Here is a 26,226-nt window from a genome sequence, read left to right on the forward strand (position 1 = left end):
CCGGTCTTCGACGAACGACAGGCAACAAGGGATACTCATATGGGCTTCGGTCAAGGGGTAAGCGGCATCAACGCCGCCTCCGCCAATCTGGACGTGATCGGCAACAACATCGCCAACGCGAACACCGTCGGCTTCAAGCAGTCCACCGCGCAATTCGCCGATGTCTATGCCGGCACCAAGATTGGCCTGGGCACTTCCGTGAACTCGGTGGTCCAGTCCTTCAACCAGGGCAATATCTCGAACAGCGGCAACGCGCTTGATGTCGCTATCACCAACGGCGCGGGCTTCTACCGCATGCAGAGTACCGACGGCTCGGTCTTCTATGCACGCAACGGCCAGTTCGTGCGCCAGGCCGATGGCCGCATCACCAACGCGCAGGGCCTGCAGCTGACCGGCTATCCGGCAGGCGTGAAGGCCGGCGCCGGCGTGCAGCCGCAGCCGCTGACGATCAGCAATGCGCAGATGACGCCCAAGGCCACCAGCAACATCGCTGCCCAGCTCCAGTTGAATTCGGGCAGCACCGTGCCCGCAAAGGCCTTCGCCAGCGCGCCCGGCAATCTGCCGACGTCGGACATGTTCAACTACAGCACGCCGATCCAGGTCTTCGACTCGCTGGGCAATTCCCAGCAGCTGACGGCCTATTTCAGCAAGTCGGCAGCCAATCCGACCGTTGCGGGCGGCACCGACTGGAACATGTACGTGACCGACTCCGCCGGCAACGTGCTGGCGGGCATGCCGGCCACGCTGGCGTTCACCAGCGCGGGCGCGCTGCAGTCGACCGCGCCGGCGGCGATTACGCTGACCGTGCCGGCCGCCAACGGCGCCGCACAGATGGATGCGAAGCTGGACCTGACCGGCACCACGCAGTTCGGCGCTGACAGCGACACCAAGCAGCTGACGCAGAACGGCTACACCTCGGGCAGCCTGCTGGGCTTCGCGGTGCAGGGCGACGGCACCATCCTGGGCAGCTATTCCAACCAGCAGACCCAGGCGCTGGGCCAGGTCGTGCTGGCTGGCTTCGGCAACGTGCAGGGCCTGAAGCCGGAGGGCAACAACGTCTGGTCCGAGACCGGTTCCTCCGGCCAGGCGCTGCTGTCGGCGCCGGGCGGCAGCCTCGGCACGCTCAAGTCCAATGCCACGGAAGACTCCAACGTGGATCTGTCCGGTCAGCTGGTGAACCTGATCGTCGCGCAGCGCAACTATCAGGCCAATGCCCAGACCATCAAGGCGCAGGACCAGGTGATGCAGACCCTGGTCAACCTGTAACGCGGAAAGACGAGGGCTAGGACGAAGTCATGGACCGCATGATCTACACCGCCATGTCCGGCGCCAAGCAGACGCTGGACCAGCAGGCGGCCGTGTCCAACAATCTGGCCAACGCCTCGACGCCGGCCTTCCGCGCGCAGATCAATATGTTCCGCGCGGTGCCGGTGGTAGGGGCCGAGACCCAGACCCGCGCCTTCACGCTGGCCAGCACGCCCGGCGCCGACCTCAAGGCCGGCCCGCTGACCTACACCGGGCGTTCCCTGGACGTTGCGCTGCAGGGCAATGGCTGGCTGGCCGTGCAGACGCCGGACGGCGGCGAAGCCTACACGCGGGCGGGTGCGTTGAGCCTCGGCCCCAATGGCGAGCTGCTGACCGCCGGCGGCCTGCCCGTGATGGGCGATGGTGGCCCGCTGTCCGTGCCGCCGGGCTCTACGGTGACCATCGGCAGCGACGGCGCGATCACCGCGCGCGGGCCGGGCGATACCGCCAATGGCCTGGCGCAGGTGGGCAAGCTGCGCCTGGTCAACCCGCCCGCCGACGCCATCGCGCGCGGTGACGACGGTCTGTTCCGCCTGCGTCCCGGCGCCCAGCCGCTGCAGGCCGACGCCACGGTCCGCGTCACCTCGGGCGCGCTGGAAGGCAGCAATGTCAACCCGGTCGAGGCCATGGTGGACATGATCGCCAATGCGCGGCGCTTCGAGATGCAGATGAAGATGATCCAGGGCGCTGACTCCAACGACCAGCGCGCCAACGCATTGCTCTCGACCAACTGACGGCCGGCCGGCCACCGTCGCGCCGGCCTCTCGACTTACAGATACAGATCGCGGCCGTCCGCTGGCGGCCGTGCAAGGAAACCAAGCATGATCCGCTCTCTCTGGATTGCCAAGACCGGTCTTGATGCGCAGCAGACGCAGATGGACGTGATCTCGAACAACCTGGCCAACGTATCGACCAACGGCTTCAAGCGCGGCCGTGCGGTGTTCGAGGAACTGATGTACCAGACCGTGCGCCAGCCGGGCGCGCTGTCGTCCGACCAGACCACGCTGCCGTCGGGCCTGCAACTGGGTACCGGCGTGCGCCCGGTCGCCACCGAGCGCATCCACACGCAGGGCAATCCGCAGCAGACCGGCAACAGCAAGGACGTGGCCATCATCGGCAACGGCTTCTTCCAGGTCACGATGCCGGACGGCACCACCGCCTACACGCGCGACGGCTCCTTCCAGAGCGACCAGAACGGCCAGCTGGTCACCTCCAGCGGCTTCGTCGTGCAGCCGGCTATCACCGTGCCGGCCAACTACACCTCGCTGACCATCGCGCGCGACGGTACCGTCTCCGTGACCCAGCCGGGCTCCAGCAACAATGTGCAGATCGGGCAGCTGCAGCTCGCCACCTTTGCCAATCCGGCCGGCTTGCAGAGCCAGGGTGAGAACCTCTACGTGGAGACCGACGCATCTGGCGCGCCCAATACCACCGTGCCGGGCCTGAACGGCTCCGGCGTGCTGCAGCAGAACTATGTGGAAGCATCCAATGTGAACGTGGTGGAGGAACTGGTGAGCATGATCCAGACGCAGCGCGCCTACGAGATCAACAGCAAGGCCGTGCAGACATCCGACCAGATGCTGCAGCGCCTGGGCCAGCTCGGCTGATCATGGCTGCCATGCTGCCCAGACTGGGGGCGCTCGCGCTGTGCTGCCTGGCCTCCGGCTGCGCGCTGGTGCCGCGCGAGCCGCTCGTGCAACTGCCCACTTCGGCGCGCGCGGAATCGCGTCCCATGGGCGCGCCGAGCGGATCGATCTTCCAGGGATCCTACGCCGGCAATCCGCTGTTCGAGGACCGCCGCCCGCGCAATGTGGGCGACATCCTTACCATCGTGATCAGCGAGAACGTCAACGCGACCAAGAACTCCGGCACCAACGCCAGCCGCACCGGCAATGCCACGCTGTCCTTCGATTCGGTGCCCCGCGCGCTGGGCGGCCTGTTCGGCACCAGCCAGAACGCCAACATCAGCGGCGCCAACGCCATGAAGGCCAGCGGCGGCGCCAGCGCGGCCAATACCTTCAGCGGCACCATCACGGTGACCGTGCTGGAGGTGCTGCCCAACGGCAACCTGGTGGTTTCCGGCGAGAAGCAGATGGCGATCAACCAGGGCGCCGAGTTCATCCGCTTCTCGGGCGTGGTCAATCCGCGCACCATCGGCGGCGACAATGCCGTGCCCTCCACCCAGGTGGCGGACGCGCGCATCGAGTACACCGCCAAGGGCTATATCGACGAAGCGCAGAACATGGGCTGGCTGCAGCGCTTCTTCCTCAGCGTTTCCCCATTCTGATGTCCCATCTCAATCCGTTTTCGCCAATGTCTTCGCGCTTCCGCCTGCTTCGCCTCTTCCTCGTCGGCCTGCTGTGGGGTCTGGCGCTGTGCGGCAGCGCGCAGGCGGAGCGGTTGAAGAACCTGGTGACGGTGCAGGGCGTGCGTGACAACCCGCTGGTCGGTTACGGCCTGGTGGTCGGCCTCGACAATACGGGCGACCAGACCATGCAGACGCCCTTCACCACGCAGAGCCTGACCAACATGCTCTCCCAGCTCGGCATCACCCTGCCGGCCGGCAAGAACATGCAGCTCAAGAACGTGGCGGCGGTGATGGTGACGGCCAGCCTGCCGCCGTTCGCGCAGCCGGGCAGCCAGCTCGACGTGGTGGTGTCGTCGATGGGCAACGCCAAGAGCCTGCGCGGCGGCACGCTGCTGATGACGCCGCTCAAGGGCGCCGACGGCCAGGTCTACGCCATCGCGCAGGGCAATATGCTGGTCGGCGGCGCGGGCGCGTCGGCCAACGGCAGTAAGGTACAGGTCAACCAGCTCGCGGTCGGGCGCATCGCCAACGGTGCCATCGTCGAGCGCGGCGTGCCCGCGTTCCAGCCTGAGGGCGGGCTGCTCAACCTGGAGCTGAAGGAAACCGATTTCGGCACCGCGCAACGCGTGGTGGAGGCCATCAACCGCGCACTGGGAGGCGGTACCGCGGCCGCGCTGGATGGGCGCGTGGTGCAGGTGCGCGCACCGGCGTCGCCGGCGGCGCGGGTGGGCTTCCTGGCGCGCATCGAGGGGCTGGACGTGATCCCCGAGAAGGGCGCCGCCAAGGTCATCCTGAACGCGCGCACCGGTTCCATCGTGATGAACCAGGCGGTGATGGTGGACGATTGCGCGGTGGCGCACGGCAACCTGTCGGTCGTGATCAACACGCAGCCGGTGATCAGCCAGCCGGCACCGTTCAGCGGCGGCCAGACGGTGGTGGCGCCGGTATCGCAGATCGACATGAAGCAGGGCGGCGGCTCGCTGCAGATGGTCAAGGCCGGGGCTTCGCTGGCCGCCGTGGTCAAGGGGCTCAACGCGCTGGGCGCGACCCCGGCCGACCTGCAGACGATTCTGGAGGCCATGCGCGCCGCCGGTGCCTTGCGCGCCGAACTCGAGGTGATCTGACATGAACAGCGCAGCCACTGCCCAGGCCGACCTGTCGCAGCGCTTCGCGCTCGACACGCAGGGCTTCGAAATGCTCAAGCAGGCCGCGCACCAGGGTGCCGGCGGCGAGACGCTGAAGACAGCCGCGCGCCAGTTCGAGGCCGTGTTCACGCAGATGGTGCTCAAGAGCATGCGCGATGCCACGCCGAAGGATGGCCTGTTCGACAACGACCAGAGCAAGCTCTACATGTCGATGCTGGACCAGCAGATGGCCCAGCACCTGTCATCGCGCGGGATCGGCCTGGCCGATGTGATGGTGCGCCAGCTCGCCCGCGCGGCAGGCACGGCGCTGCCGGACGATCCGCAAGGCATGGCGGCACGCGTTGCCGCCGCCGGCCAGGCGGCCCAGGATGGCGCGGACGCTGTGGACGGCGACCAGCCGCCGCGTCCCGGCACCGTGGTGCCGGGCACCGTGTGGAACCCCACGGCCGGCGTGCGCCAGTACCAGGCGCAGGACGCCTATGCCTGGCAGGGCGGCGCCGACAACGGCGGCTATGCCTACGAGAACGACTCGCCGCCGCATGTCAGCGCCTTCGTCGCCCGCATGGCCGGGCCGGCCCAGGCCGCGGAGCGCGCCAGCGGCGTGCCGGCGCGGCTCATCCTGGGACAGGCGGCACTGGAGTCCGGCTGGGGCCGCAAAGAGATTTCGCATCCGGATGGCAGCACCACGCACAATGTGTTCGGCATCAAGGCCGGCGCGAACTGGAAGGGACAGGTGGCTGAGATCACCACCACCGAGTACGTCGACGGCCAGCCGCAGAAGGTGCGCGCGCGCTTCCGCGCCTACGGTTCCTATGAGGAAGCATTCGCTGACTACGCGCGCCTGCTGTCGAGCAATCCACGCTATGCCGGCGTGCTCGCGGCCGGCAGCGCCGACGAAGCCGCGCGCGGCCTGCAGCGCGCAGGCTATGCCACCGATCCGTTCTACGGCGAGAAGCTGGTCCGGATCATGAAGCGCGTCACTGTCTGAGCCGGGCGGACCCGCCGCCGCGGCGCTAAAGTCCGGCGGCCGCCCTGCCGATATCACAGTCATTCCATGTCTCCGGCACCGGCCGGCGACCGCCAAGCTGATCCAGGGTTAGAGCATGTCTCTCTTCAATATCGGTCTGTCCGGACTCAACACCGCGCAAAACGCCCTCAATACCGTGGGCCACAACCTGAGCAACTCGGCCACTACCGGCTATACGCGGCAGAACACCATCATTGCCTCGGCCGGTGGCCTGTACAGCAGCAGCGGTTTTATCGGGCAGGGCTCGAACGCGGTCACCGTGCAGCGCGTCTACGATTCCTTCCTGACCGGCCAGCTGCGCGGCGCCCAGACCGCCAGCGCGCAGTTGTCGACCTACTCGACCCAGATCGCCCAGATCGATAACCTGCTCTCCGATCAGACCAGCGGCCTGGCACCGCTGATGCAGAAGTTCTTCGCCGCGGTCCAGGGCGTGGCCGATACGCCGGCCGACCCCTCCGCGCGCCAGAACCTGCTGTCGGCCGCGCAGGCGCTCGTCGGCCAGGTGCGCTCCTCCGATCAGTACTTCAAGCAGCTGCAATCCGGGGTCAATACGCAGTTGCAGTCCTCCACAACGGAGGTCAATGCCTACACCAAGCAGATCGCCAACCTGAACAACGAGATCGCCAAGGCTACGGCGGCCTCCGGGGGGCAGCCGCCGAACGACCTGCTCGATCAGCGCGACCAGGCCGTGTCGGAGCTGAACAAGCTGATCGGCGCCAAGGTGGTGGTGCAGGACGGCGGCACCTACAACGTCGTGGTCGGCAACGGCCAGCCGCTGGTCATCGGCGGGAACTCCTACGACCTGCAGGCGGTGCCGTCTTCGGCGGACCCGTCGCGCACGGTGCTGGCCTATACGCTGCCCACCGGCGGCGCGGTCGAGATGGACGACAGCTCTGTCTCCGGCGGCTCCATCGGCGGCCTGCTGCAGTTCCGCGGCGAAACGCTCGATGCGGCGCAGAATGCCATCGGACGGATCTCGCTCGCCTTGGGCCAGACGTTCAACGACCAGCACAAACTGGGCATCGACCTGACCGGCCAGGTCGGCGGCGACCTTTTCCAGGTGGGCCAGGCGACCGTGCTGCCGAACACCCGCAACACCGGCACGGCCCAGGTCACACCAACCATCACCGATACATCGGCGCTGACCACCAGCGACTACACGCTGAAATTTGACGGCGCCAACTACAGCCTGGTGCGGGCGTCCGACAACAAGACCGTGGCCTCGGCAGCGGCGGGCACCTACCCGATGCAACTGGACGCCGACGGCTTCAGCCTGCAGATCACGGCAGGCATGCAGGCCAATGACTCCTTCCTGGTTCAGCCTACGCGCAACGCCGCCAGCGCGTTCGATGTGCTGATCAAGGACCCGGCCAAGATCGCTGCCGCCGCGCCGACGCGCGTCGCGGTCGGCGCGGGCAATACCGGCACCGGGACGGTCGCGTTGAGCAATGTGGGGTCGAACTTCGCCATGCTGGGCTCAACCATCACGGCCACCTACACCGGCTCCGGCTATACGTTCACCGACGCAGCGGGCAAGGCGGTCACGCCCTCGGGTTCCAGCACCAGCGGCACGGCGTTTTCGTACACCATCAATGGCCAGACCGTCACCTTCGACGGCGCACCGAAGACAGGCGACACGTTCACGCTGGCGCCGAACACCGGTGGCGTGTCCGACAACAGCAACGCGCTGCAACTGGCCAAGCTGCAGAACGCGAAGACCATCGGCGGCGTGTCGAGCTTCAACGACGCCTACGCACAGCTGGTGAACGACGTCGGCAGCCGCGCCAAATCGGTCAAGATCGCCTCGACCTCGCAGGACAGCATCACCGCCCAGGTACAGTCGGCACAGCAATCGGTCTCGGGCGTCAACACGGACGAGGAGACGGTCTCGATGCTGCGCTACCAGCAGCTCTACCAGGCCAACGCACAGGTCATCCAGACCGCGGCGACGCTGTTCGACACCATCATCGGCATCGGCCGCTAAGCTGCCTGGCAGAACGTCCGGCTCAACGCATCAACAAGGAATTCCCATGCGTGTCGCTTCCTCCATGCTGTATCAGCAAGGCCTGGCCTCGATGAACGACCAGCAGAGCCAGCTGCTCTACGTGCAGCAGCAGCTCGCCAGCGGGCGCCGCATCGTTACGCCTTCCGACGATCCCGTCGCCGCCACGCGCGCGCTGGCCGTCTCGCAGGCGAGCGCAGTCAACGGCCAGTACGCGACCTCGCGCACCCAGACCAACAACAGTCTGGGTATCGAGGAAAACGCGCTGCAGAGCGTGACGACCACGATCCAGAACATCCAGACTCTGCTGATCCAGGGAGGTAACGGTGGCCTGAGCGACGTGGACCGCGCGTCGTTGGCGACTTCGCTGCAGGGCCAGTACAACCAGTTGCTGGGCCTGGCCAACAGCGATGACGGCAATGGCCAGTACCTGTTCGCCGGCTTCCAGTCGAGCACGCCGCCGTTCACCAAGGACGCCAACGGCGGCATCCAGTACGTGGGCGATACGGGCCAGCAAATGATGCAGGTCGACGTGGCGCGCCAGATCGCCGCAGGCGACAACGGCCGCGATGTCTTCATGAGCGTGCAGTCATCGGCAGGCTATGTGCTGCAAGGCAATAGCACCAACAAGGGCACGGCTGTCTTCAGCGCGGTCTCGGTCACCGACCCGACCGACCCGCTGTATGGCCACGCGTTCTCCATCCAGTTCAACACCGATCCGGTCACCAACCGGATGCAGTACACGGTGACCGATCAGTCCGCACAGCCGCCGGCCACCGTCGGGACGGCAACCAACTACGTCGATGGCGCCGCCATCAACATAGGCGGCGTCTCCTTCTCGGTGACGGGCAAGCCCCAGGACGGCGATACCATCACCGCCGCGCCCGCGCGGCAGGCCGGCACGGACATCTTCGCCACGCTGCAGCAAACCATTCAGGCGCTGCAGAAGCCGATCCAGAGTGACGCCGACCAGGCGAACGTGACCAATGCGCTTGCCACCGCGAACCGCAAGATGAGCAACGCGCTCGACAATGTGCTCACCGTGCGCACTTCGGTCGGCTCGCGCATGCAGGAACTCGACGCCCTCAACACCATCGGCACCGATCGCGACCTGAACTACCAGCAGACGCTGTCCGGGCTGCAGGACCTGAACTACGCCTCGGCCATGACCGAGTACTACCAGCGGCAGACTGCGCTGCAGGCGGCGCAGCAATCGTTCATGCAGATCCAGGGGATGAGCTTGTTCAAGTATCTGGGTAAGTAGGCGGAGCTGGGACGGAACTGAAATTGAAGCCGGCGACCAAGTCGAGCTTGACGGTCGTGCAATAGAGAGCCGCGAATTCGCCTAACTGCTCATGATCTTCAGCGGTTCCCGCGTGCATACACAAGCCGAAAGACGGCACGGCTCAGACGACAGGCCGCAAGGTCGTGGTGCGCGCCCGCCGTCACGGCTGCAAAGACCGTAGTCGTCATTTCTGCGATGAAGGCCAAGCTGAAGGAAGCAGCCAAAACTTCAACGCGGCGCAATTTGCCGGAACTGCCCGAGTGGCGGTCGGGCACGACACGATAAAAAACGGGCCACTGGCCCGTTTTTTATTGCCCCTGACCGAAGGAGAAGGGGGTGTTCTGTTGCGCCGCCGCCGCTTGCGCTTCCGCCCTCGCTCTTAGCTGGACCACAGCTTGGTGGACAGCCATCGCTCGACATTGCGCAGGGTCGATGTTTTGCATGAAGTAGTAGTCGTATTCCATCATCAGGTCTTGCACTCGCTGCGCGAGGCCGAGTTCGCTCAGGCTCACGATCATGTCACGGCATGTATCCATTGCCGCAAAGCGGTTCTGGCGCTCGGCTGCGATCACGGCGATTCGCAATGCTTCAGCTCGCAGAAATGGGTACGGTAGTGGGCGGGGCCTACGGCGACGGCTCGAGCCAGTCGAGCACCACTGGCCCACCGGGTCCCCTGGGGCGTCAGTACGCGCGCTGCAAGGGCTCGTTACCGGAGAGGCGGCAGATCGCCACCGCGGGGTTCGCGTAAGCGACCGCGGTGCGCGAACTGAACCGGGAGCGCGCCGCGCGCCAGAAGAGCGGGTACGCCGTCGAAGACCTGCGCCCCGAACTTGCGGCGGTAGCGCAGGCCGAAGCCCGCTTCCGGCTCGAAGCCCCAGGCCGCGGCGCTCGCGCGCCAACTGCTGGCCGAATTGTGCCTGGCGCCGCGCGAACGGGGCGGTGGCGCAAGACCGGGGCGACGCCAGTGGAAGAAAAGCAAGGTGCGCCAGGCTTGCCCAGCAACCGGGATGACGGCCACGACGGCAACGATGACAGTGAAAAATGAGCGGGCGGACGCGATCCGCTGGATCCAGGCCCAGATGGCCGAGTACGGGCTGACGATGGAAGAACTGGCGACGGCGGGGCGCTTCGACCCGCCGCCACCCCTGCCTCCAAGGGTCTGCTATCGCAACGCCGAGGGGCGCACGTGGGGGCAAGGCGAGATGCCGTCGTGGCTGCGGCGGGCGGTCAATGCGGGGCAGAGCGTGGAATTTTTCCGCGTCGGATAGGCGCGGACCAGCTCAGTGCTCATCCGGGTCGTGGGTCGGGGCGATCAAGTGATAAAAGAGGCTCTTCCAATTTTCTTTCGAAAAGACTTGCAAGTCAGCCATTGAGGCATTAATATTCGCACCCCGTTTCGCAATGCATCGCGTAACGGAGGGGGAAATGGCCGGCTAGGGGCAACTCGAATGAGTGCGCTTTCCAGAATGAAGAATTTCTCGAAATTGATTGATTAAACGCAGAAAATACTTCATAATCTCGTTTCTCTGCTGCTGACAACGCAGCGACGCGATAAGCAAAGCGAATCGCGTAAGTTCTTTAACAAACAAACACCGATAAGTGTGGGTGCTTGATGGCGAATGCGGAAGACCTCGGTCTTCTAGCTTACAAGTTATCAGTGCTCGCACAGTAAACATGTTTGGTTTCGTCTTCGGACGGAGCCAGTCAGTTTTCTGAGAGTGAGCGACCGCTCGAAAGAGCGAGTCCCGTAGGGAAACCGAAAGGACACACAGAGATTGAACTGAAGAGTTTGATCCTGGCTCAGATTGAACGCTGGCGGCATGCCTTACACATGCAAGTCGAACGGCAGCGCGGACTTCGGTCTGGCGGCGAGTGGCGAACGGGTGAGTAATACATCGGAACGTGCCCTGTTGTGGGGGATAACTAGTCGAAAGATTAGCTAATACCGCATACGACCTGAGGGTGAAAGCGGGGGACCGAAAGGCCTCGCGCAATAGGAGCGGCCGATGTCTGATTAGCTAGTTGGTGAGGTAAAGGCTCACCAAGGCGACGATCAGTAGCTGGTCTGAGAGGACGATCAGCCACACTGGGACTGAGACACGGCCCAGACTCCTACGGGAGGCAGCAGTGGGGAATTTTGGACAATGGGGGCAACCCTGATCCAGCAATGCCGCGTGTGTGAAGAAGGCCTTCGGGTTGTAAAGCACTTTTGTCCGGAAAGAAATCCTTTGGGCTAATACCCCGGAGGGATGACGGTACCGGAAGAATAAGCACCGGCTAACTACGTGCCAGCAGCCGCGGTAATACGTAGGGTGCGAGCGTTAATCGGAATTACTGGGCGTAAAGCGTGCGCAGGCGGTTTTGTAAGACAGGCGTGAAATCCCCGAGCTCAACTTGGGAATTGCGCTTGTGACTGCAAGGCTAGAGTATGTCAGAGGGGGGTAGAATTCCACGTGTAGCAGTGAAATGCGTAGAGATGTGGAGGAATACCGATGGCGAAGGCAGCCCCCTGGGACGTCACTGACGCTCATGCACGAAAGCGTGGGGAGCAAACAGGATTAGATACCCTGGTAGTCCACGCCCTAAACGATGTCAACTAGTTGTTGGGGATTCATTTCTTCAGTAACGAAGCTAACGCGTGAAGTTGACCGCCTGGGGAGTACGGTCGCAAGATTAAAACTCAAAGGAATTGACGGGGACCCGCACAAGCGGTGGATGATGTGGATTAATTCGATGCAACGCGAAAAACCTTACCTACCCTTGACATGCCACTAACGAAGCAGAGATGCATTAGGTGCTCGAAAGAGAAAGTGGACACAGGTGCTGCATGGCTGTCGTCAGCTCGTGTCGTGAGATGTTGGGTTAAGTCCCGCAACGAGCGCAACCCTTGTCTCTAGTTGCTACGAAAGGGCACTCTAGAGAGACTGCCGGTGACAAACCGGAGGAAGGTGGGGATGACGTCAAGTCCTCATGGCCCTTATGGGTAGGGCTTCACACGTCATACAATGGTGCGTACAGAGGGTTGCCAACCCGCGAGGGGGAGCTAATCCCAGAAAACGCATCGTAGTCCGGATCGTAGTCTGCAACTCGACTACGTGAAGCTGGAATCGCTAGTAATCGCGGATCAGCATGCCGCGGTGAATACGTTCCCGGGTCTTGTACACACCGCCCGTCACACCATGGGAGTGGGTTTTGCCAGAAGTAGTTAGCCTAACCGCAAGGAGGGCGATTACCACGGCAGGGTTCATGACTGGGGTGAAGTCGTAACAAGGTAGCCGTACCGGAAGGTGCGGCTGGATCACCTCCTTTCCAGAGCGTGCATTCATAGTTGAGCACTCACACTTATCGGTTGTTTGTTGTTGAGGCCAGGTGGTTAGCCAAATGCAAGCGCTTAGCGTTGAGCGCTTGCATTTGGCGTTGCCAAGCGATGTGAAAACATCGGCTGTTCTTTAAAAATATGGGATGTAGTAAAGGTGTCGTGAAGCGTTGATGAGGCGCTGAAGTAATCAACACGATACCGGGTTGTGATTGTATCAACCAAAGTATTTAAGTGATCGAAAGATGACTTGGAATACGGCACAAATGCGAGAACTCAACCTGTAGCGAAACCGTTTCGAGCGCGAGCTTGAGACACACTCGTTATAGGGTCAAGCGAACAAGTGCATGTGGTGGATGCCTTGGCGATCACAGGCGATGAAGGACGCGGTAGCCTGCGAAAAGCTTCGGGGAGCTGGCAAACAAGCTTTGATCCGGAGATGTCCGAATGGGGAAACCCGGCCCGTATGGGTCATCCCTTGCTGAATACATAGGCAAGGGAAGCGAACGCGGCGAACTGAAACATCTAAGTAGCTGCAGGAACAGAAATCAACCGAGATTCCCAGAGTAGTGGCGAACGAAATGGGAAGAGCCTTGTACTCTTTAGCAGTGTTGTTAGCAGAACGGGATGGAAAGCCCGGCCATAGCAGGTGATAGCCCTGTATGCGAAAACAGCGTTGTGGAACTAGGTGTACGACAAGTAGGGCGGGACACGTGAAATCCTGTCTGAAGATGGGGGGACCATCCTCCAAGGCTAAATACTCGTGATCGACCGATAGTGAACCAGTACCGTGAGGGAAAGGCGAAAAGAACCCCGGGAGGGGAGTGAAATAGATCCTGAAACCGCATGCATACAAACAGTCGGAGCCCTTTCGGGGGTGACGGCGTACCTTTTGTATAATGGGTCAGCGACTTACATTCAGTGGCAAGCTTAACCGATTAGGGCAGGCGTAGCGAAAGCGAGTCCGAACAGGGCGTTCAGTCGCTGGGTGTAGACCCGAAACCAGATGATCTATCCATGGCCAGGTTGAAGGTGCGGTAACACGTACTGGAGGACCGAACCCACTAACGTTGAAAAGTTAGGGGATGAGCTGTGGATAGGGGTGAAAGGCTAAACAAATCTGGAAATAGCTGGTTCTCTCCGAAAACTATTTAGGTAGTGCCTCGTGTCTCACCTTCGGGGGTAGAGCACTGTCATGGTTGGGGGGTCTATTGCTGATTACCCCGCCATAGCAAACTCCGAATACCGAAGAGTGCAATCACGGGAGACAGACATCGGGTGCTAACGTCCGGTGTCAAGAGGGAAACAACCCAGACCGCCAGCTAAGGTCCCCAAGATTGGCTAAGTGGGAAACGAAGTGGGAAGGCTAAAACAGTCAGGAGGTTGGCTTAGAAGCAGCCACCCTTTAAAGAAAGCGTAATAGCTCACTGATCGAGTCGTCCTGCGCGGAAGATGTAACGGGGCTAAGCCAGTCACCGAAGCTGCGGACGCACGCAAGTGCGTGGTAGGAGAGCGTTCTGTAAGCCTGTGAAGGTGTCTTGTAAAGGATGCTGGAGGTATCAGAAGTGCGAATGCTGACATGAGTAGCGATAAAGGGGGTGAAAGGCCCCCTCGCCGTAAGCCCAAGGTTTCCTACGCAACGTTCATCGGCGTAGGGTGAGTCGGCCCCTAAGGCGAGGCAGAGATGCGTAGCTGATGGGAAGCAGGTTAATATTCCTGCACCGTCGTATGATGCGATGGGGGGACGGATCGCGGAAGGTTGTCCGGGTGTTGGAAGTCCCGGTCCCTGCAGTGGAGAAGGCGCTTAGGCAAATCCGGGCGCGTAATTCAAGGCTGCGGGGCGAGCGACTCAGGTCGCGAAGCAATTGGAAGTGGTTCCAAGAAAAGCCTCTAAGCTTCAGTCATACGAGACCGTACCGCAAACCGACACAGGTGGGCGAGATGAGTATTCTAAGGCGCTTGAGAGAACTCGGGAGAAGGAACTCGGCAAATTGGTACCGTAACTTCGGGATAAGGTACGCCCTGGTAGCTTGACTGGCCTGCGCCAGAAGGGTGAAGGGGTTGCAATAAACTGGTGGCTGCGACTGTTTAATAAAAACACAGCACTCTGCAAACACGAAAGTGGACGTATAGGGTGTGACGCCTGCCCGGTGCCGGAAGATTAAATGATGGGGTGCAAGCTCTTGATTGAAGTCCCGGTAAACGGCGGCCGTAACTATAACGGTCCTAAGGTAGCGAAATTCCTTGTCGGGTAAGTTCCGACCTGCACGAATGGCGTAACGATGGCCACACTGTCTCCTCCCGAGACTCAGCGAAGTTGAAGTGTTTGTGATGATGCAATCTCCCCGCGGCTAGACGGAAAGACCCCATGAACCTTTACTGTAGCTTTGCATTGGACTTTGAACCGATCTGTGTAGGATAGGTGGGAGGCTTTGAAACCGGGACGCTAGTTTCGGTGGAGCCGTCCTTGAAATACCACCCTGGTTTGTTTGAGGTTCTAACCTTGGCCCGTGAATCCGGGTCGGGGACAGTGCATGGTAGGCAGTTTGACTGGGGCGGTCTCCTCCCAAAGTGTAACGGAGGAGTTCGAAGGTACGCTTGGTACGGTCGGACATCGTACCTAAAGTGCAATGGCAAAAGCGTGCTTAACTGCGAGACCGACAAGTCGAGCAGGTGCGAAAGCAGGACATAGTGATCCGGTGGTTCTGAATGGAAGGGCCATCGCTCAACGGATAAAAGGTACTCTGGGGATAACAGGCTGATACCGCCCAAGAGTTCATATCGACGGCGGTGTTTGGCACCTCGATGTCGGCTCATCTCATCCTGGGGCTGTAGCCGGTCCCAAGGGTATGGCTGTTCGCCATTTAAAGAGGTACGTGAGCTGGGTTTAAAACGTCGTGAGACAGTTTGGTCCCTATCTGCCGTGGGCGTTGGAATCTTGACGGGGGCTGCTCCTAGTACGAGAGGACCGGAGTGGACGTACCGCTGGTGTACCTGTTGTCTCGCCAGAGGCATCGCAGGGTAGCTATGTACGGAAGAGATAACCGCTGAAAGCATCTAAGCGGGAAACTCGCCTGAAGATGAGGATTCCCTGGAGGCTTGACCTCCTTGAAGGGTCGTTCGAGACCAGGACGTTGATAGGCTGGGTGTGGAAGCGCAGTAATGCGTTAAGCTAACCAGTACTAATTGCCCGTAAGGCTTGATCCTATAACCAGTGTGTTTCACTGGTTGACGTATCGCCTCTGTGCCGATACCTCACAACCAAGACTACATCCCTATTCGCTGTGACGGCTCAACCCCGGCGCAGCAACCCCTTATGCCTGGTGACCATAGCGAGTCGGAACCACCCCTTCCCATCCCGAACAGGACCGTGAAACGACTTTGCGCCGATGATAGTGCGGACTACCCGTGTGAAAGTAGGTCATCGCCAGGCTCTCCATTCCCAGAACCCCCCAGATCCGAAAGGACTGGGGGGTTTTGCTTTTGCGCGCGACGAAGCGGGGGTGCCAATGCCCGCAGAGGATTGGCACGCCTGCGGACGGCCCGCAGTGCAAGCGTCAGCTCGCGAGCCGGCGTCCTGGGTCGGTTGGTGCGGTTAAAGCCATGGAGTCCCCGCCTGCGCGGGGACGACGGGGAGTTCATCGCTTCCATCTCGGCTAAGGCCGGCGTGCCCCGATACGGCCCACCGCCCACCAGCCCTGGCTGTTTTCCGCCGGCTTGCCCAGCCGGGCAAGCAACCATTCGGCGGTCTCTATCTTGCGTTCCGCAGGGATGTGCTCCAGGGACCCGGCAACGCGCACCATATCCGCATAGCCCATCCGGGCGGGCCCGGCGGGCCGCTTGTACAGCGGGCCGCTGCGGCCCGTGCGGGCCTCATCGGACGCGCCGGGGCGTGGGGCCTGCCGGACGTCGCCGGATTTGCAAAATGGATGGCAAGTTAACCCGGCTTATTTTGTATTCTAAAAAGGGCCGTCGCTTGAGGCCGGCCTCCGCCGTGCGCGGCTATGGCCTCTATTACTTCAACGGCGAACTGCTGCGGTCGTACACCGACTGGCTTCACTGGATGGTGGGGCTTGCGCTGGGGCCACTGTTCTGGGTACACCTACGGGCCGGCAGAGCTCACCAATTCTGCCAGGAGCGCGCGCGTGCCACCTACTGTCTCCGGTGGGAGGGTGGGAACTTCAATGGAAAATTCTCTGCGGTGAGGGAATAAGTCGGATCTGGGCTCGTATACCAACGTACAGGCCTGATCAACTCAACCTTGGAGAACGCAATATGAAGAAGCTGCTGCTCGTTTCGACCCTCGCCCTGGCATCCTTCACTGCCTTCGCCGCCCAACCGGCCGCCGACGCCAATCTGCACTTTCAGGCCATCGCCTCGGGCGATGTCGCGGCGTTGATGCGCAGCTATGCCGACAATGCTCAGTTCAACTGGGTTGGTGGGCCGCTGGATGGCACCTATACCGGTGCAGACGCCATCCGCGGCGTGTGGGAGAAGTTCACCAAGGCACAGGGACCACTGAAGGTCTCGGTCGACAAGGTCGAGGAAGCGGCCAACCCCATGGGTGCGAGCGTGACGGCCAATGTGGTGTTCGAAGGCAAGCAGCCGATCAAGGTGCGCTACGTGCTGACTTACCGCAATGACAGGATCGTGAGCGAAACCTGGCAGATTGATCCCAAACTGGCTGTGAGCGGATACTGATTGCAGGCGCGCCCGCAGAGGGAAATCCGATGATGCGTTCGTATGCCACCCGGGCGAGTAACCGGGCATCGCTTCGCCGAGGCGCTGGCGACATGCAGTCCAGAGTACCTGGCAGGATCAAGGGTGCGCTCTGATGGACTCGAAGGACGTGCCAATCACGGAGGCGGCGGCGCAGATGGCTGCCGCAATTCCACGGCTGCGACGCTATGCCCGGGCGCTGCTGGGCGAGCCCTCCGCAGCCGACGACCTGGTTCAGGACACGCTCGAGCGTGCCTGGGCCAAGCTGGCCGGCTGGCGCCCGGGCAGCGACATGCGCGCCTGGCTGTTTGGCATCATGCACAACCTCCATATAGACCAGAGGCGCAAACCGGCGCTGGTGACGACGACGATGGAGGACGAAGCACTTGCCGTATCCACTGATGCAGCGCAGACCGGCCCGTTGGAGCTGCGCGACCTCGCTGCCGCGCTCCAGCGGCTGCCCGTCGAACAGCGCGAGCTTCTGGTGCTGGTGGCGCTCGAGGACATGAGCTACGACGAGCTGGCAAGCACGCTCGACATTCCGGTTGGCACCGTCATGTCGCGCCTGTCACGCGCACGCGCTCGCCTGCGCGCGGTCATGGATGGTCGCGACCAGGCGACGCTCCTGAAGGTGGTGAAATGAACCCGTTGCCCATCAGCGAATCGGAATTGCACGCCTACATCGACGGATTTCTGCCCGAGTCGCGCTGCGCCGAGATCGAGCGCTATCTGTTGGCCCATCCCCAAGAGGCCGAGCGTATCAGGGTCTATCGCGAACAGAAGCAGGCCATCAGGACACTGTTTGGCCCCGTATCGGACGAAGCGATCCCGAGCCGGCTCATCGAAGCGGCGCGCACGCCGCCCCCTGCGGCAAGCGCAAGGCAACGCAACGGATGGCTGCCTCCGCGGTCGCTCCAGCGCATCGCGGCTGGCGTCGCCATCGCCTTCATCGGCGCCACGGCCGGCTGGGTCGGGCGCGGCGCGATGCAGCAAGCGCCTCTCGTGGCTCAGGCGCCAGGTGCAATGCAGGGGCTGGCCGCCGACATGGCGAGCTTGCCGCACCGGGCCGCGATCGCGCACGTGGTCTACAGCCCCGACGTGCGCAGGCCAGTCGAACTTGGTGCGGACCAGGAAGATCAACTGGTCGCGTGGCTGTCCAAGCGACTGGGCGCCCAGATCAATCCGCCGAAGCTCGGTTCGGTAGGCTATGAGCTGATCGGTGGGCGGCTGCTGCCGGGCGCGAGCGGGCCCGTGGCGCAGTTCATGTACCACGACGTGACCGGGCAACGCCTGACCCTCTACGTGACCAACGAAAACACCGCCAACAAGGACACGGCCTTCCGCTTCGCTCAGGAAGGCCCGGTCAACGTTTTCTACTGGATCGACGGCAAGTTCGGCTACGCCTTGTCCGCAGGGATCGACAAGCGCGAACTCGCGCGCGTCGCCACCGCCGTCTATGCGCAACTGGAACCGAGATGAAACGATGAAAGCGTTCTGCACTGCCTTTAGTCCACTCGCCCGCAGAAGCCGCGAGGGTTCGCTCGCCGGTTGCGTGATGACCATCATCGGTGCGCTGGTCTGCGCGGCTGCTGTTGCCGACGAGGGCCAATCCGCGCCGCACGGCCATGTGCACACAGCCGTGGTACAGCAGCCAGCGCCCTTCGTCGCCAGTACCGCGAAGCCCTTCGCGCAACTGATGGACGACGCCATGGCCGTCATGGACGCGGGAATGCGCTCGGCCCCGATGAACGGAGAGCCGGACCACGACTTCGTCACGATGATGATCCCCCACCATCAGGGCGCGATCGATATGGCAAAGGCGCTCCTGCTCGATACCAGGGACCCTGAGCTTCGTAACCTGGCGCAGGGCATCATCACCGAACAACAGAACGAAATTCGCCTGATGCAGGCATGGCTCGCCCGGCACCAGGGGCCGGCCCCGGCGTCTGCGGGCCAGGTACCGGCGGGCCGGACACCACTGATTCCCAACACGCATTGAAGGAAGCCCAGATGAAGAAGACGCTGCTGCCGGCTCTGGCCTTTGCACTTGCCAGCGCCTCACCGCTCGCGCTCGCCGCGCCCGCGGCCGGTGACCGTGTCTACACGGCCGACCAGAACACCAACACGGTATCGGTCATCAACCCGGCCACCAATACGCTGCTTGGCCAGATCCGCCTGGGCAATGCGCGGCCAGATATTCTCTCGCCGCTCTACAAGGGTGAGATCAACGTGCACGGGCTGGGCTTCTCGCCCGATCACAAGACCCTGATCGCCATCTCCAACGGCTCGAATTCGGTGGCCTTCATCGACACCGCCACGAACAAGGTCAAGGGCATTGCCTATATCGGCCGCTCTCCGCACGAGGGCTTCTTTACCGCCGATGGCAAGGAAGTCTGGGTAGTGGTGCGCGGGGAGGACTACATCTCAGTGATCGACCCGAGCACCTACAAGGAAACGCGCCGCATCGAGACCGCGCCCGGACCGGGCATGGTGCTGTTCCATCCTAATGGCAAGCTTGCCTTTGTCGTCTCCAGCTTTACGCCCGAGGTCGATGTGATCGACGTCGCCAGGTATCAGGTCGTCAAGCGCATTCCCGTGGCCAGCCCGTTCTCGCCGTTCCTGCAGTTCACCCCGGACCACAAGGAAATGTGGATGACCCACAAGGACGTGGGCAAGGTCACCCGCATCGACACTCAGAGCCTTGAGGTCAAGGGGGTGCTCGACACCGGCTTCATCACCAATCACCTCGGTTTTGCCAGGACCGCGCGGGGCACGCTGGCCTACGTGACTGTTGGCGGCGAGAACGTGGTCAAGGTCTACACGACGGATGCTGCGCCAAAATTGGTGGCCACCATTCCGGTTGGCGCATTGCCGCATGGTATCTGGCCGTCCGACGACGGCACCCGGATGTACGTGGGGTTGGAGAATGGTGACGGGGTCGATGTGATCGACACTGCCAGCAACAAGGTCATCGCTCACGCACCGGTGGGACAAGCGCCTCAGGCACTGGTCTACGTCTCCCACGCCGTGCCCGCTGGCGAAGGCACCGCCAATCTCGTGCCTCGCGCCAATAACGAGCCCATCAACATTCCACTCAAGGCGGTAGGCAAGGAGGGACGCGGCTTCGTGGTGGCACGCAATCTGGGACTGGTCGACGCCCTGGAAGTGTTCCTGTTCAAGCTCAAGCCGGAAACGGTCTACAACGTGTACGTGGCGGGTCAGCCTACCCCGGTGGCCAGCTTCAAGACCAACGCTGCAGGCGCTGCCAACGGTACCGCGATTGGGCCACTGCGTGAGGCGGTGTCGGCCTTGTCGGCCAGAGCGCCTGCCGCTGCGACGCTGCTGGTGGTGGAAGGCAACGCCCCTCCAGTCCTGGCCAGCGCGGTGCTGGTGAGTGCGCAATAGGCGTGATGACACGTGCTGGCCTCCCACGGCGAGCGGCTGGTGCATCAGCCGAGGCATTGCTGATCCCCGCGCCTCCAGCGCTTGATGTCGGCGATAATCGTGGCCGCACCGGCATGATGGCGTATCGAATGGTCGTGCCAGCATCCGGTATTCGAATCTGGAGGACCCCATGCGTGACATCATCGACGGCTTTCTGCGCTTTCAGCGCGAGGTCTATCCGCAACGTGTCGAGCTTTTCAAGCAGCTCGCAACAACACAAAATCCGAAAGCGCTGTTCGTCACCTGCTCGGACAGCCGCGTCGTGCCTGAACTCCTCACCCAGCGCGAGCCGGGCGAACTGTTCGTGATCCGCAATGCGGGGAACATCGTGCCATCTTACGGTCCAGAACCGGGTGGCGTATCGGCCACTGTCGAGTATGCGGTCGCGGTCCTGGGCGTGCGGGACATTGTGATCTGCGGGCATTCGGACTGTGGCGCAATGGGCGCGATTTCGCGCTGCACGTGTCTTGATCATCTGCCGGCGGTCGCGAACTGGTTGCGCCATTCGGATGCTGCGAAAGCGATCAATGCGGCGCATCAATTCGATACGCCTCGCGCCAAGCTCGATGGCCTCGTGCGTGAGAACGTGATCGCGCAACTAGCCAACCTACGCACGCATCCGTCGGTGGCACTTGCGCTCGAACAGGGGCGCATGAATCTGCACGGCTGGGTCTACGATATTGAGACGGGTAGCATCGATGCGCTCGATGGCGCGACACGACGCTTTGTGCCACTCGCCGAGTCACCGACCACCGTTGCCGTGGCTTCGTGCAACGGCGGACAGGTGTGATATGTAGCGCAGCTACATACTCAATCTGATCGAAGATAGGGCGGGCTTCGGCCGGTCCGGAAAACCCAAGGCCCTTGGTTCCGACCAGCCGATGTCACACCGGCAATGCGATGCGGGCAAGTTCAGCAAAGTACCTTGCGCCGACCGTCAAGACATTGTCATTGAAGTCATAGCGATTGTTGTGCAGGGGTACGCCTCCTGGCGTTCCGGATTCGCCATTGCCGATGAAGACAAAAGCGCCAGGCACGACTTGAAGGAAGGCGCCGAAGTCCTCGGAAATCATCATCGGGTCGATGGTACCGTTGACACGGTCCGGACCAACAATGTTCTCCGCTGCTTGCAATGCAATGGGCACGCATCGCTCCCAGTTCACTGTCGGCGCGAATTCATGGGTGTACTCGAAGGTGCAGGTCGCACCGTGCATGCGGCAGATACCCTCGCTGATTTCGCGCATCCGGGTTTCGAGCAATGACTGAACCGCAGGGGTGTAGCTGCGCGTATCGCCCTTGATGATGACGTTCGTAGGGATGGCGTTGCGAATGCCGTCGGTAATGAACTCGGTGCAGGAAATCACTGCGGGAAGGCTGGGGTCGAGATTCCGCGACACGATGGTCTGAAGTGCCAGGACAATCTCGGCGGCAATCACAATGGGGTCCACGCCCATGTGGGGTCTCGCCGCATGTGTTCCCTGGCCTTTCACATGGATCACGAAGTTGTCTTCGCTGGCCATGATGCCGCCCGCCCGAGTCGCAATGTTGCCTGCCGGCAGCCCTGGCATGTTGTGTGCCCCATAGATAGCGTCGACGGGAAAGCGTTCGAACAATCCATCCTGCATCATCGCCTTTGCGCCGCGTCCGTGTTCCTCCGCAGGCTGGAAGATGAATCGCACCGTCCCATTGAAGTTTCGGCGCTCGGAAAGCAGCTTGGCTGCACCGAGAATCATCGCCATATGGCCATCGTGACCGCACGCATGCATCTTTCCGGCGGCTTCGGATGCGTGCTCGCGCTCCGGCGCATTCTCATGAATCGCTAGAGCATCCATGTCCGCGCGCAAGCCGATGACGCCCGGCCCATCCCCGATCTGCAGGTTTGCCACCAGGCCGGTACCGCCGATGTCACGATGGACCTCCATCCCCATGCCGCCAAGTAGCTTTGCGGCGAACTCCGAGGTCCGCAGCTCTTCGAAGCCGGTCTCCGGGCGACGGTGGAGTTCGTGCCGCCACGACTTGAGCAATTCGAGAAGTTCGATGTCAGTGTTCATGAGATTCATTGAGGCAATCAGCAGCACCGCTCACATCATACGAGTGTGCTAGTGCAAGAATCCGCCCTTATGACGCCGAAAAATGCAACGTCGTTGCGTTGAAGGCCAGGGTTTCTCGCCAATTGTGCGTATCATTAGAGTGAAACTTGCGCCGGCCTTGATTTGTGAGAGTGAAGAACATGGCATTGCAACTGGATGCATACGACCGAAAGCTTCTGCAACTGCTTCAGCACAACAACAGGCTGTCGCAACGCGAACTTGCCGATGCAGTCAATCTGTCACCCTCAGCCGTGAATCGTCGCATCGCAGCGCTCGAGGCCGATGGAGTCATCATGGCCAACACGGCTGTGGTCGACCCGGCAAGAGTTGGCAAGCCCATTACCGTGTTGGTCGAGGTAAAGCTGGAGAGCGAGCGACTGGACCTCCTTGACGAGGTGAAGAAGCGTTTCGTCGACTGTCCCCAGGTCCAGCAGGTGTACTACGTGACGGGTGACTACGACTTCCTGCTGGTTTTGACGGTTGCCGACATGACAGAGTATGAGCGTCTGACGAGGGAGCTCTTCTTCATTGCGGGGAACGTCAAAAGCTTCCAGACCCATGTTGCCATGCAGCGCTCGAAGGTAAGTCTGGGCGTAGCCATCGAGCTCTGATGGCAGCGGAGGCGGTCACTCCTTGCCAGGACTGCCTCGATTTCGCTCAGGCAAACTCCCGTAGTCCGCTTGCGCTGCTCTCCGCCAGGTACGCGGTACGGCGGCCACTTCGCACACCCCAGCGGTAGAAGATGAGGCCGATGACGGCAACCGACACCATGTCCCAGCCGGGGGGAATGACGCCTTGCCCGCCGAACTCCGGCCCACCAAGCCACGATAGCAGCGCGATTGCGGGCAGGTACAGGATGAGCCACCAGGCCGAGCGAAGTTCTTCGCCAAAGCCGCGCCATCCTGCCTTGGCCTGGTAATACAGGTACAGTGGCAACGCTGCGACCATCAGCACGATGACCTGTCCGGTCAGGGGCCATCTGGCCCAGTAGAGCACCAGCGTGGCACAAACAAAGGCGAAGGGCGCAATCAGCGACATGCCGCGGATATGCAGCGGCCTATGAATGTCGCTCGCATGTTCTCGCAATGCCATCAGGCTGACTGGCCCGGAAAGGAATGAGATAACGACTGCTACCGAAATGACGGCAGCCAGAGCGCCCCAGCCACGGAAGAAGAACAGGAAGACGAACGACACGGCCAGGTTGAACCACATGGCTTCCCGCGGGACGCCGTAGATTGGATGGGTGTTGCCAAAGAGCCTGGGCATGGTGTCATTGCGTTCCATGGCGTGAATCATGCGCGCCGTGGTTGCCGTGTAGATGGCGCCAGTCCCCGAAGGACTGATGAACGCATCGACGTAAAGCATCATCGCAAGCCAGTTCAGATTCAATGCCAGGGCCAGTTCAGCAAATGGGGACGTAAAGTCCAGATGAGCCCAGCCTTCACGGATGCTCGCCGGACTGACCGCGCCGATGAATGCAAGCTGCAGCAAAACGTAGATGACCAGCGCAACGAGGATGGACCCCACCACCGCAAACGGAATGCTTCTTGCCGGATTGCGGGCTTCGCCAGCCAGGCTGACTGGGCTCTGGAACCCATTGAAGCTGAAAACGATGCCACTTGTGGCCACTGCGGTCAGGACCGCGGACCATCCATAGGGAGCGAATGCCGCCTTGGTGCCAAGCGCAAAGTTCTCCGTGTGGAATCCACCCCATACCAGCCCGACGACTGTCAACCCCGGCACTGCAATCTTGAAGATGGTGATGGCAGAGTTCGTCTTCACGAAGAGCTTGACGCCCCAGTAATTCAGCAAGAAGTAGACGACAACCAGAGCGGCGCTGGCAACCAGGCCGGGCGTTGAAAGTTCCCCTTTGGCCATGAGCCCTTGCGCCCAGGGGTATGGCCACGATGCCATGTACTGCACCGATGCGATGGCCTCAATCGGGATGACAGAGACAATCGAAATCCAGTTGGCCCATGCGCTGACGAATCCTACAAGCGAGCCGTGGGAGTAGCGAGCGTAGCGGACCATGCCACCCGACTCCGGAAACATGGCGCCTAGCTCTACGTACGTCAATGCAATGGCGAGAATAACCACCGCACCGATGACCCATGCCAGGACTGCAGCGGGACCGGCTATCTTCGCGGTGTGCCATGCGCCAAACAGCCAGCCAGAGCCGATGATCGAGCCCAGCCCGGTGAACATCAGCGGAACTGGCCCGATACTGCGCTTCTGCGTCGAACTCATCTTTGTCTCCAAATCGTTGGGACGCACTTCGCCCCGACGATGAGGAAGACCTCATCGTCGCGGTGCGCGCTTCTTAGTGGGTGTAAGGGAGGGTGTCGGCTGAATCAGCGCGCAAGCCAGGCGGCCTGGCGCGCGAGAACAGACTCATGCGACTCGCCTACTAGTTGCTGGTAGACGGACGGCGCCGTCGCGCCTTCAGTGTTGATAACAAGCACACGAGAGCTGGCATCGAGCCCAGCCTCTGCCGACAGCACTTCGTTTGCGCGAAGGACGGCCAGGCCGGCCACACCGGCCGCTCCCGACTCGCCAGCAACGACGGGAATGTCGCCGTTCTGCTTGCCAGCCAGCAGGTGCATGGCCGTTACCGCGTCGTCATCGGAAATCGTCATGAAGACGTCAACGCTGTTCTCGAGGAAGCGCCAGGCAAGCGGTGACGTTTCACCGCAAGCGAGCCCTGCCATGACGGAATCCACCGAGCCCGTTGCGCTGGCCGCCTGTCCCTGGAGAGCACTCTGATACAGGCAATCAGCCTGCACCGGCTCAACAACGATGAACTGCGGACGATGCTCTCCGAAGAACTCACAGAAATAGCTGGCAATGCCGGCCGCAAGTCCGCCTACCCCGCCTTGCAGGAAGACGTGCGTGTACGGCGCCGGCTCGCCGGGACCAACCTTGGCCTGGCTTAAGACTTCGGCCGCGATGGCACCATAGCCTTGCATCACATCGCGCGGGATGTCCTGGTAGCCCTGGTAGGAGGTATCCGAAACCACCGTCCACTGATTGGTGGCAGCCAAACGCGCAGCTTCCGCGACGGATTCGTCATAGTTGCCAGCAATGCGCACGATCTTCGCACCATAGGCAGCGATGGCATCCTCGCGCTCCTGGCTCACATTGGCGTGCAGCACAATCACGCATTGGCAGCCGAAAGTCCTCGCTGCCGCCGCGAGCGCGCGCCCGTGGTTGCCGTCGGTCGCACTGATGACCGTGAAACCCTTGAGCAGGTCTGCATACCTGCCGCCAATCAGCGCCAGCGGGTCCAGATTGTGCTCCGGGAACAGGCGCAGAATCAGGCGAGCAAGCGCGATAGGCGCACCAAGTGCCTTAAAGCTGCCAAGCGGTGACCGCACCGATTCGTCCTTCACACTCAATTGCGCGATGTTCAGGCTCTCGGCAAGCGCCGGGAGGTCGTGCAGCGGCGTCGGGCCAGCATTGAGCTGGTCCCAGTGAGACAGCCACGCACGGCTACGCTCTGCCTGCTCGATGCTCATGATGTCTTTGAGTTCGGAGGGGTACGCGGTCCTGCGGGCACGGGAGTTCTTTGTCAGCATAGGTAGTTCC

General features: G+C 61.9%; 20 protein-coding genes, 3 rRNA genes and 1 pseudogene. 19 read left to right on the top strand and 5 right to left on the bottom strand.

Translation table 11 applies throughout. From position 1 onward, the window contains the following. Positions 1 to 39: 39 nt before the first annotated feature. The 8 genes from flgE (at position 40) to flgL (ending at position 9,051) form a co-directional block, all read left to right on the top strand. Complete coding sequence (gene flgE, locus AC1Z3O_RS21580) at positions 40 to 1,266, top strand: flagellar hook protein FlgE (RefSeq protein WP_483517925.1); 1,227 nt, start codon at positions 40 to 42, stop codon at positions 1,264 to 1,266. A gap of 29 nt (positions 1,267 to 1,295) precedes the next feature. After that, positions 1,296 to 2,039 carry a flagellar basal-body rod protein FlgF gene (gene flgF / locus AC1Z3O_RS21585; RefSeq protein WP_483517926.1) on the top strand — a complete coding sequence of 248 codons (744 nt, stop codon included), beginning with the start codon at positions 1,296 to 1,298 and terminating at the stop codon, positions 2,037 to 2,039. 87 nt (positions 2,040 to 2,126) lie between these two features. Beyond that, entirely contained in the window at positions 2,127 to 2,912 is a 786-nt protein-coding gene (gene flgG / locus AC1Z3O_RS21590; RefSeq protein ID WP_483517927.1) for a flagellar basal-body rod protein FlgG, read from the top strand. 2 nt (positions 2,913 to 2,914) lie between these two features. Next, entirely contained in the window at positions 2,915 to 3,592 is a 678-nt protein-coding gene (flgH, locus tag AC1Z3O_RS21595; protein WP_483517928.1) for a flagellar basal body L-ring protein FlgH, read from the top strand. Between the two features lie 26 nt (positions 3,593 to 3,618). Continuing rightward, positions 3,619 to 4,737 carry a flagellar basal body P-ring protein FlgI gene (locus tag AC1Z3O_RS21600; protein ID WP_483517929.1) on the top strand — a complete coding sequence of 373 codons (1,119 nt, stop codon included), beginning with the start codon at positions 3,619 to 3,621 and terminating at the stop codon, positions 4,735 to 4,737. Position 4,738: 1 nt separating this feature from the next. Then, positions 4,739 to 5,746 (top strand): flagellar assembly peptidoglycan hydrolase FlgJ, encoded by a 1,008-nt coding sequence (gene flgJ, locus AC1Z3O_RS21605; protein WP_483517930.1) that lies wholly within the window; start codon positions 4,739 to 4,741, stop codon positions 5,744 to 5,746. Between the two features lie 115 nt (positions 5,747 to 5,861). Further along, positions 5,862 to 7,769, top strand: a complete 1,908-nt coding sequence (gene flgK, locus AC1Z3O_RS21610) for a flagellar hook-associated protein FlgK (RefSeq protein ID WP_483517931.1) — start codon at positions 5,862 to 5,864, stop codon at positions 7,767 to 7,769. A 46-nt stretch (positions 7,770 to 7,815) separates the two neighbouring features. Next, positions 7,816 to 9,051 (top strand): flagellar hook-associated protein FlgL, encoded by a 1,236-nt coding sequence (gene flgL / locus AC1Z3O_RS21615; protein ID WP_483517932.1) that lies wholly within the window; start codon positions 7,816 to 7,818, stop codon positions 9,049 to 9,051. A gap of 329 nt (positions 9,052 to 9,380) precedes the next feature. Here the strand turns inward: flgL and AC1Z3O_RS21620 are convergent, their stop codons facing one another. Continuing rightward, the gene (locus AC1Z3O_RS21620) at positions 9,381 to 9,644 is read right to left on the bottom strand and encodes a hypothetical protein (RefSeq protein WP_483517933.1); all 264 of its coding nucleotides are present in this window, start codon (positions 9,642 to 9,644) and stop codon (positions 9,381 to 9,383) included. A 456-nt stretch (positions 9,645 to 10,100) separates the two neighbouring features. On the opposite strand from AC1Z3O_RS21620, the gene AC1Z3O_RS21625 reads away from it, so the two are divergent. The 4 genes from AC1Z3O_RS21625 to rrf all read left to right on the top strand — a co-directional run bounded on the left by AC1Z3O_RS21625 (position 10,101) and on the right by rrf (position 15,821). Further along, positions 10,101 to 10,340: an H-NS histone family protein gene (locus AC1Z3O_RS21625; protein ID WP_483521899.1), complete on the top strand. Its 240-nt coding sequence runs from the start codon at positions 10,101 to 10,103 to the stop codon at positions 10,338 to 10,340. Between the two features lie 509 nt (positions 10,341 to 10,849). Beyond that, positions 10,850 to 12,381, top strand: a 16S ribosomal RNA gene (locus AC1Z3O_RS21630). Between the two features lie 336 nt (positions 12,382 to 12,717). Then, positions 12,718 to 15,595 (top strand): 23S ribosomal RNA (locus AC1Z3O_RS21635). A gap of 112 nt (positions 15,596 to 15,707) precedes the next feature. Then, positions 15,708 to 15,821: ribosomal RNA gene (gene rrf / locus AC1Z3O_RS21640) — 5S ribosomal RNA — on the top strand. Together the 16S, 23S and 5S rRNA genes form the textbook arrangement of a ribosomal RNA operon. A 226-nt stretch (positions 15,822 to 16,047) precedes the next feature. On the opposite strand, the pseudogene AC1Z3O_RS21645 reads toward rrf, so the two are convergent. Beyond that, positions 16,048 to 16,233, bottom strand: a pseudogene (locus tag AC1Z3O_RS21645) (hypothetical protein); the annotation flags it as partial. A gap of 430 nt (positions 16,234 to 16,663) precedes the next feature. On the opposite strand from AC1Z3O_RS21645, the gene AC1Z3O_RS21650 reads away from it, so the two are divergent. From AC1Z3O_RS21650 to AC1Z3O_RS21675, 6 genes are all read left to right on the top strand, one after another. Further along, positions 16,664 to 17,089, top strand: coding sequence for a nuclear transport factor 2 family protein (locus AC1Z3O_RS21650; RefSeq protein ID WP_483517934.1), 426 nt, complete (start codon positions 16,664 to 16,666; stop codon positions 17,087 to 17,089). A gap of 133 nt (positions 17,090 to 17,222) precedes the next feature. Then, entirely contained in the window at positions 17,223 to 17,750 is a 528-nt protein-coding gene (locus AC1Z3O_RS21655; RefSeq protein WP_483517935.1) for an RNA polymerase sigma factor, read from the top strand. Next, positions 17,747 to 18,586 carry an anti-sigma factor family protein gene (locus AC1Z3O_RS21660; RefSeq protein WP_483517936.1) on the top strand — a complete coding sequence of 280 codons (840 nt, stop codon included), beginning with the start codon at positions 17,747 to 17,749 and terminating at the stop codon, positions 18,584 to 18,586. The genes AC1Z3O_RS21655 and AC1Z3O_RS21660 overlap by 4 nt, the downstream gene beginning before the upstream one ends. A gap of 4 nt (positions 18,587 to 18,590) precedes the next feature. Continuing rightward, entirely contained in the window at positions 18,591 to 19,106 is a 516-nt protein-coding gene (locus tag AC1Z3O_RS21665) for a DUF305 domain-containing protein (protein ID WP_483517937.1), read from the top strand. A gap of 11 nt (positions 19,107 to 19,117) precedes the next feature. Further along, on the top strand, positions 19,118 to 20,512 hold the full coding sequence (locus AC1Z3O_RS21670) for a YncE family protein (protein WP_483517938.1): 1,395 nt from the start codon (positions 19,118 to 19,120) through the stop codon (positions 20,510 to 20,512). Positions 20,513 to 20,681: 169 nt separating this feature from the next. Further along, positions 20,682 to 21,341: a carbonic anhydrase gene (locus tag AC1Z3O_RS21675; RefSeq protein ID WP_483517939.1), complete on the top strand. Its 660-nt coding sequence runs from the start codon at positions 20,682 to 20,684 to the stop codon at positions 21,339 to 21,341. Positions 21,342 to 21,435: 94 nt separating this feature from the next. Here AC1Z3O_RS21675 and AC1Z3O_RS21680 read toward each other — a convergent pair whose 3' ends face one another. After that, complete coding sequence (locus tag AC1Z3O_RS21680) at positions 21,436 to 22,602, bottom strand: M20 aminoacylase family protein (RefSeq protein ID WP_483517940.1); 1,167 nt, start codon at positions 22,600 to 22,602, stop codon at positions 21,436 to 21,438. 179 nt (positions 22,603 to 22,781) lie between these two features. Between AC1Z3O_RS21680 and AC1Z3O_RS21685 the strand changes: the two genes are divergently transcribed. Further along, entirely contained in the window at positions 22,782 to 23,252 is a 471-nt protein-coding gene (locus AC1Z3O_RS21685) for an Lrp/AsnC family transcriptional regulator (protein WP_483517941.1), read from the top strand. A gap of 46 nt (positions 23,253 to 23,298) precedes the next feature. On the opposite strand, the gene AC1Z3O_RS21690 is transcribed toward AC1Z3O_RS21685, so the two are convergent. Next, positions 23,299 to 24,888, bottom strand: a complete 1,590-nt coding sequence (locus AC1Z3O_RS21690; RefSeq protein WP_483517942.1) for an APC family permease — start codon at positions 24,886 to 24,888, stop codon at positions 23,299 to 23,301. Between the two features lie 104 nt (positions 24,889 to 24,992). Next, positions 24,993 to 26,216, bottom strand: coding sequence for a diaminopropionate ammonia-lyase (locus AC1Z3O_RS21695; RefSeq protein WP_483517943.1), 1,224 nt, complete (start codon positions 26,214 to 26,216; stop codon positions 24,993 to 24,995). Positions 26,217 to 26,226: the final 10 nt, after the last annotated feature.

It is taken from the genome of Cupriavidus sp. 09_S30 (genome assembly GCF_056930435.1).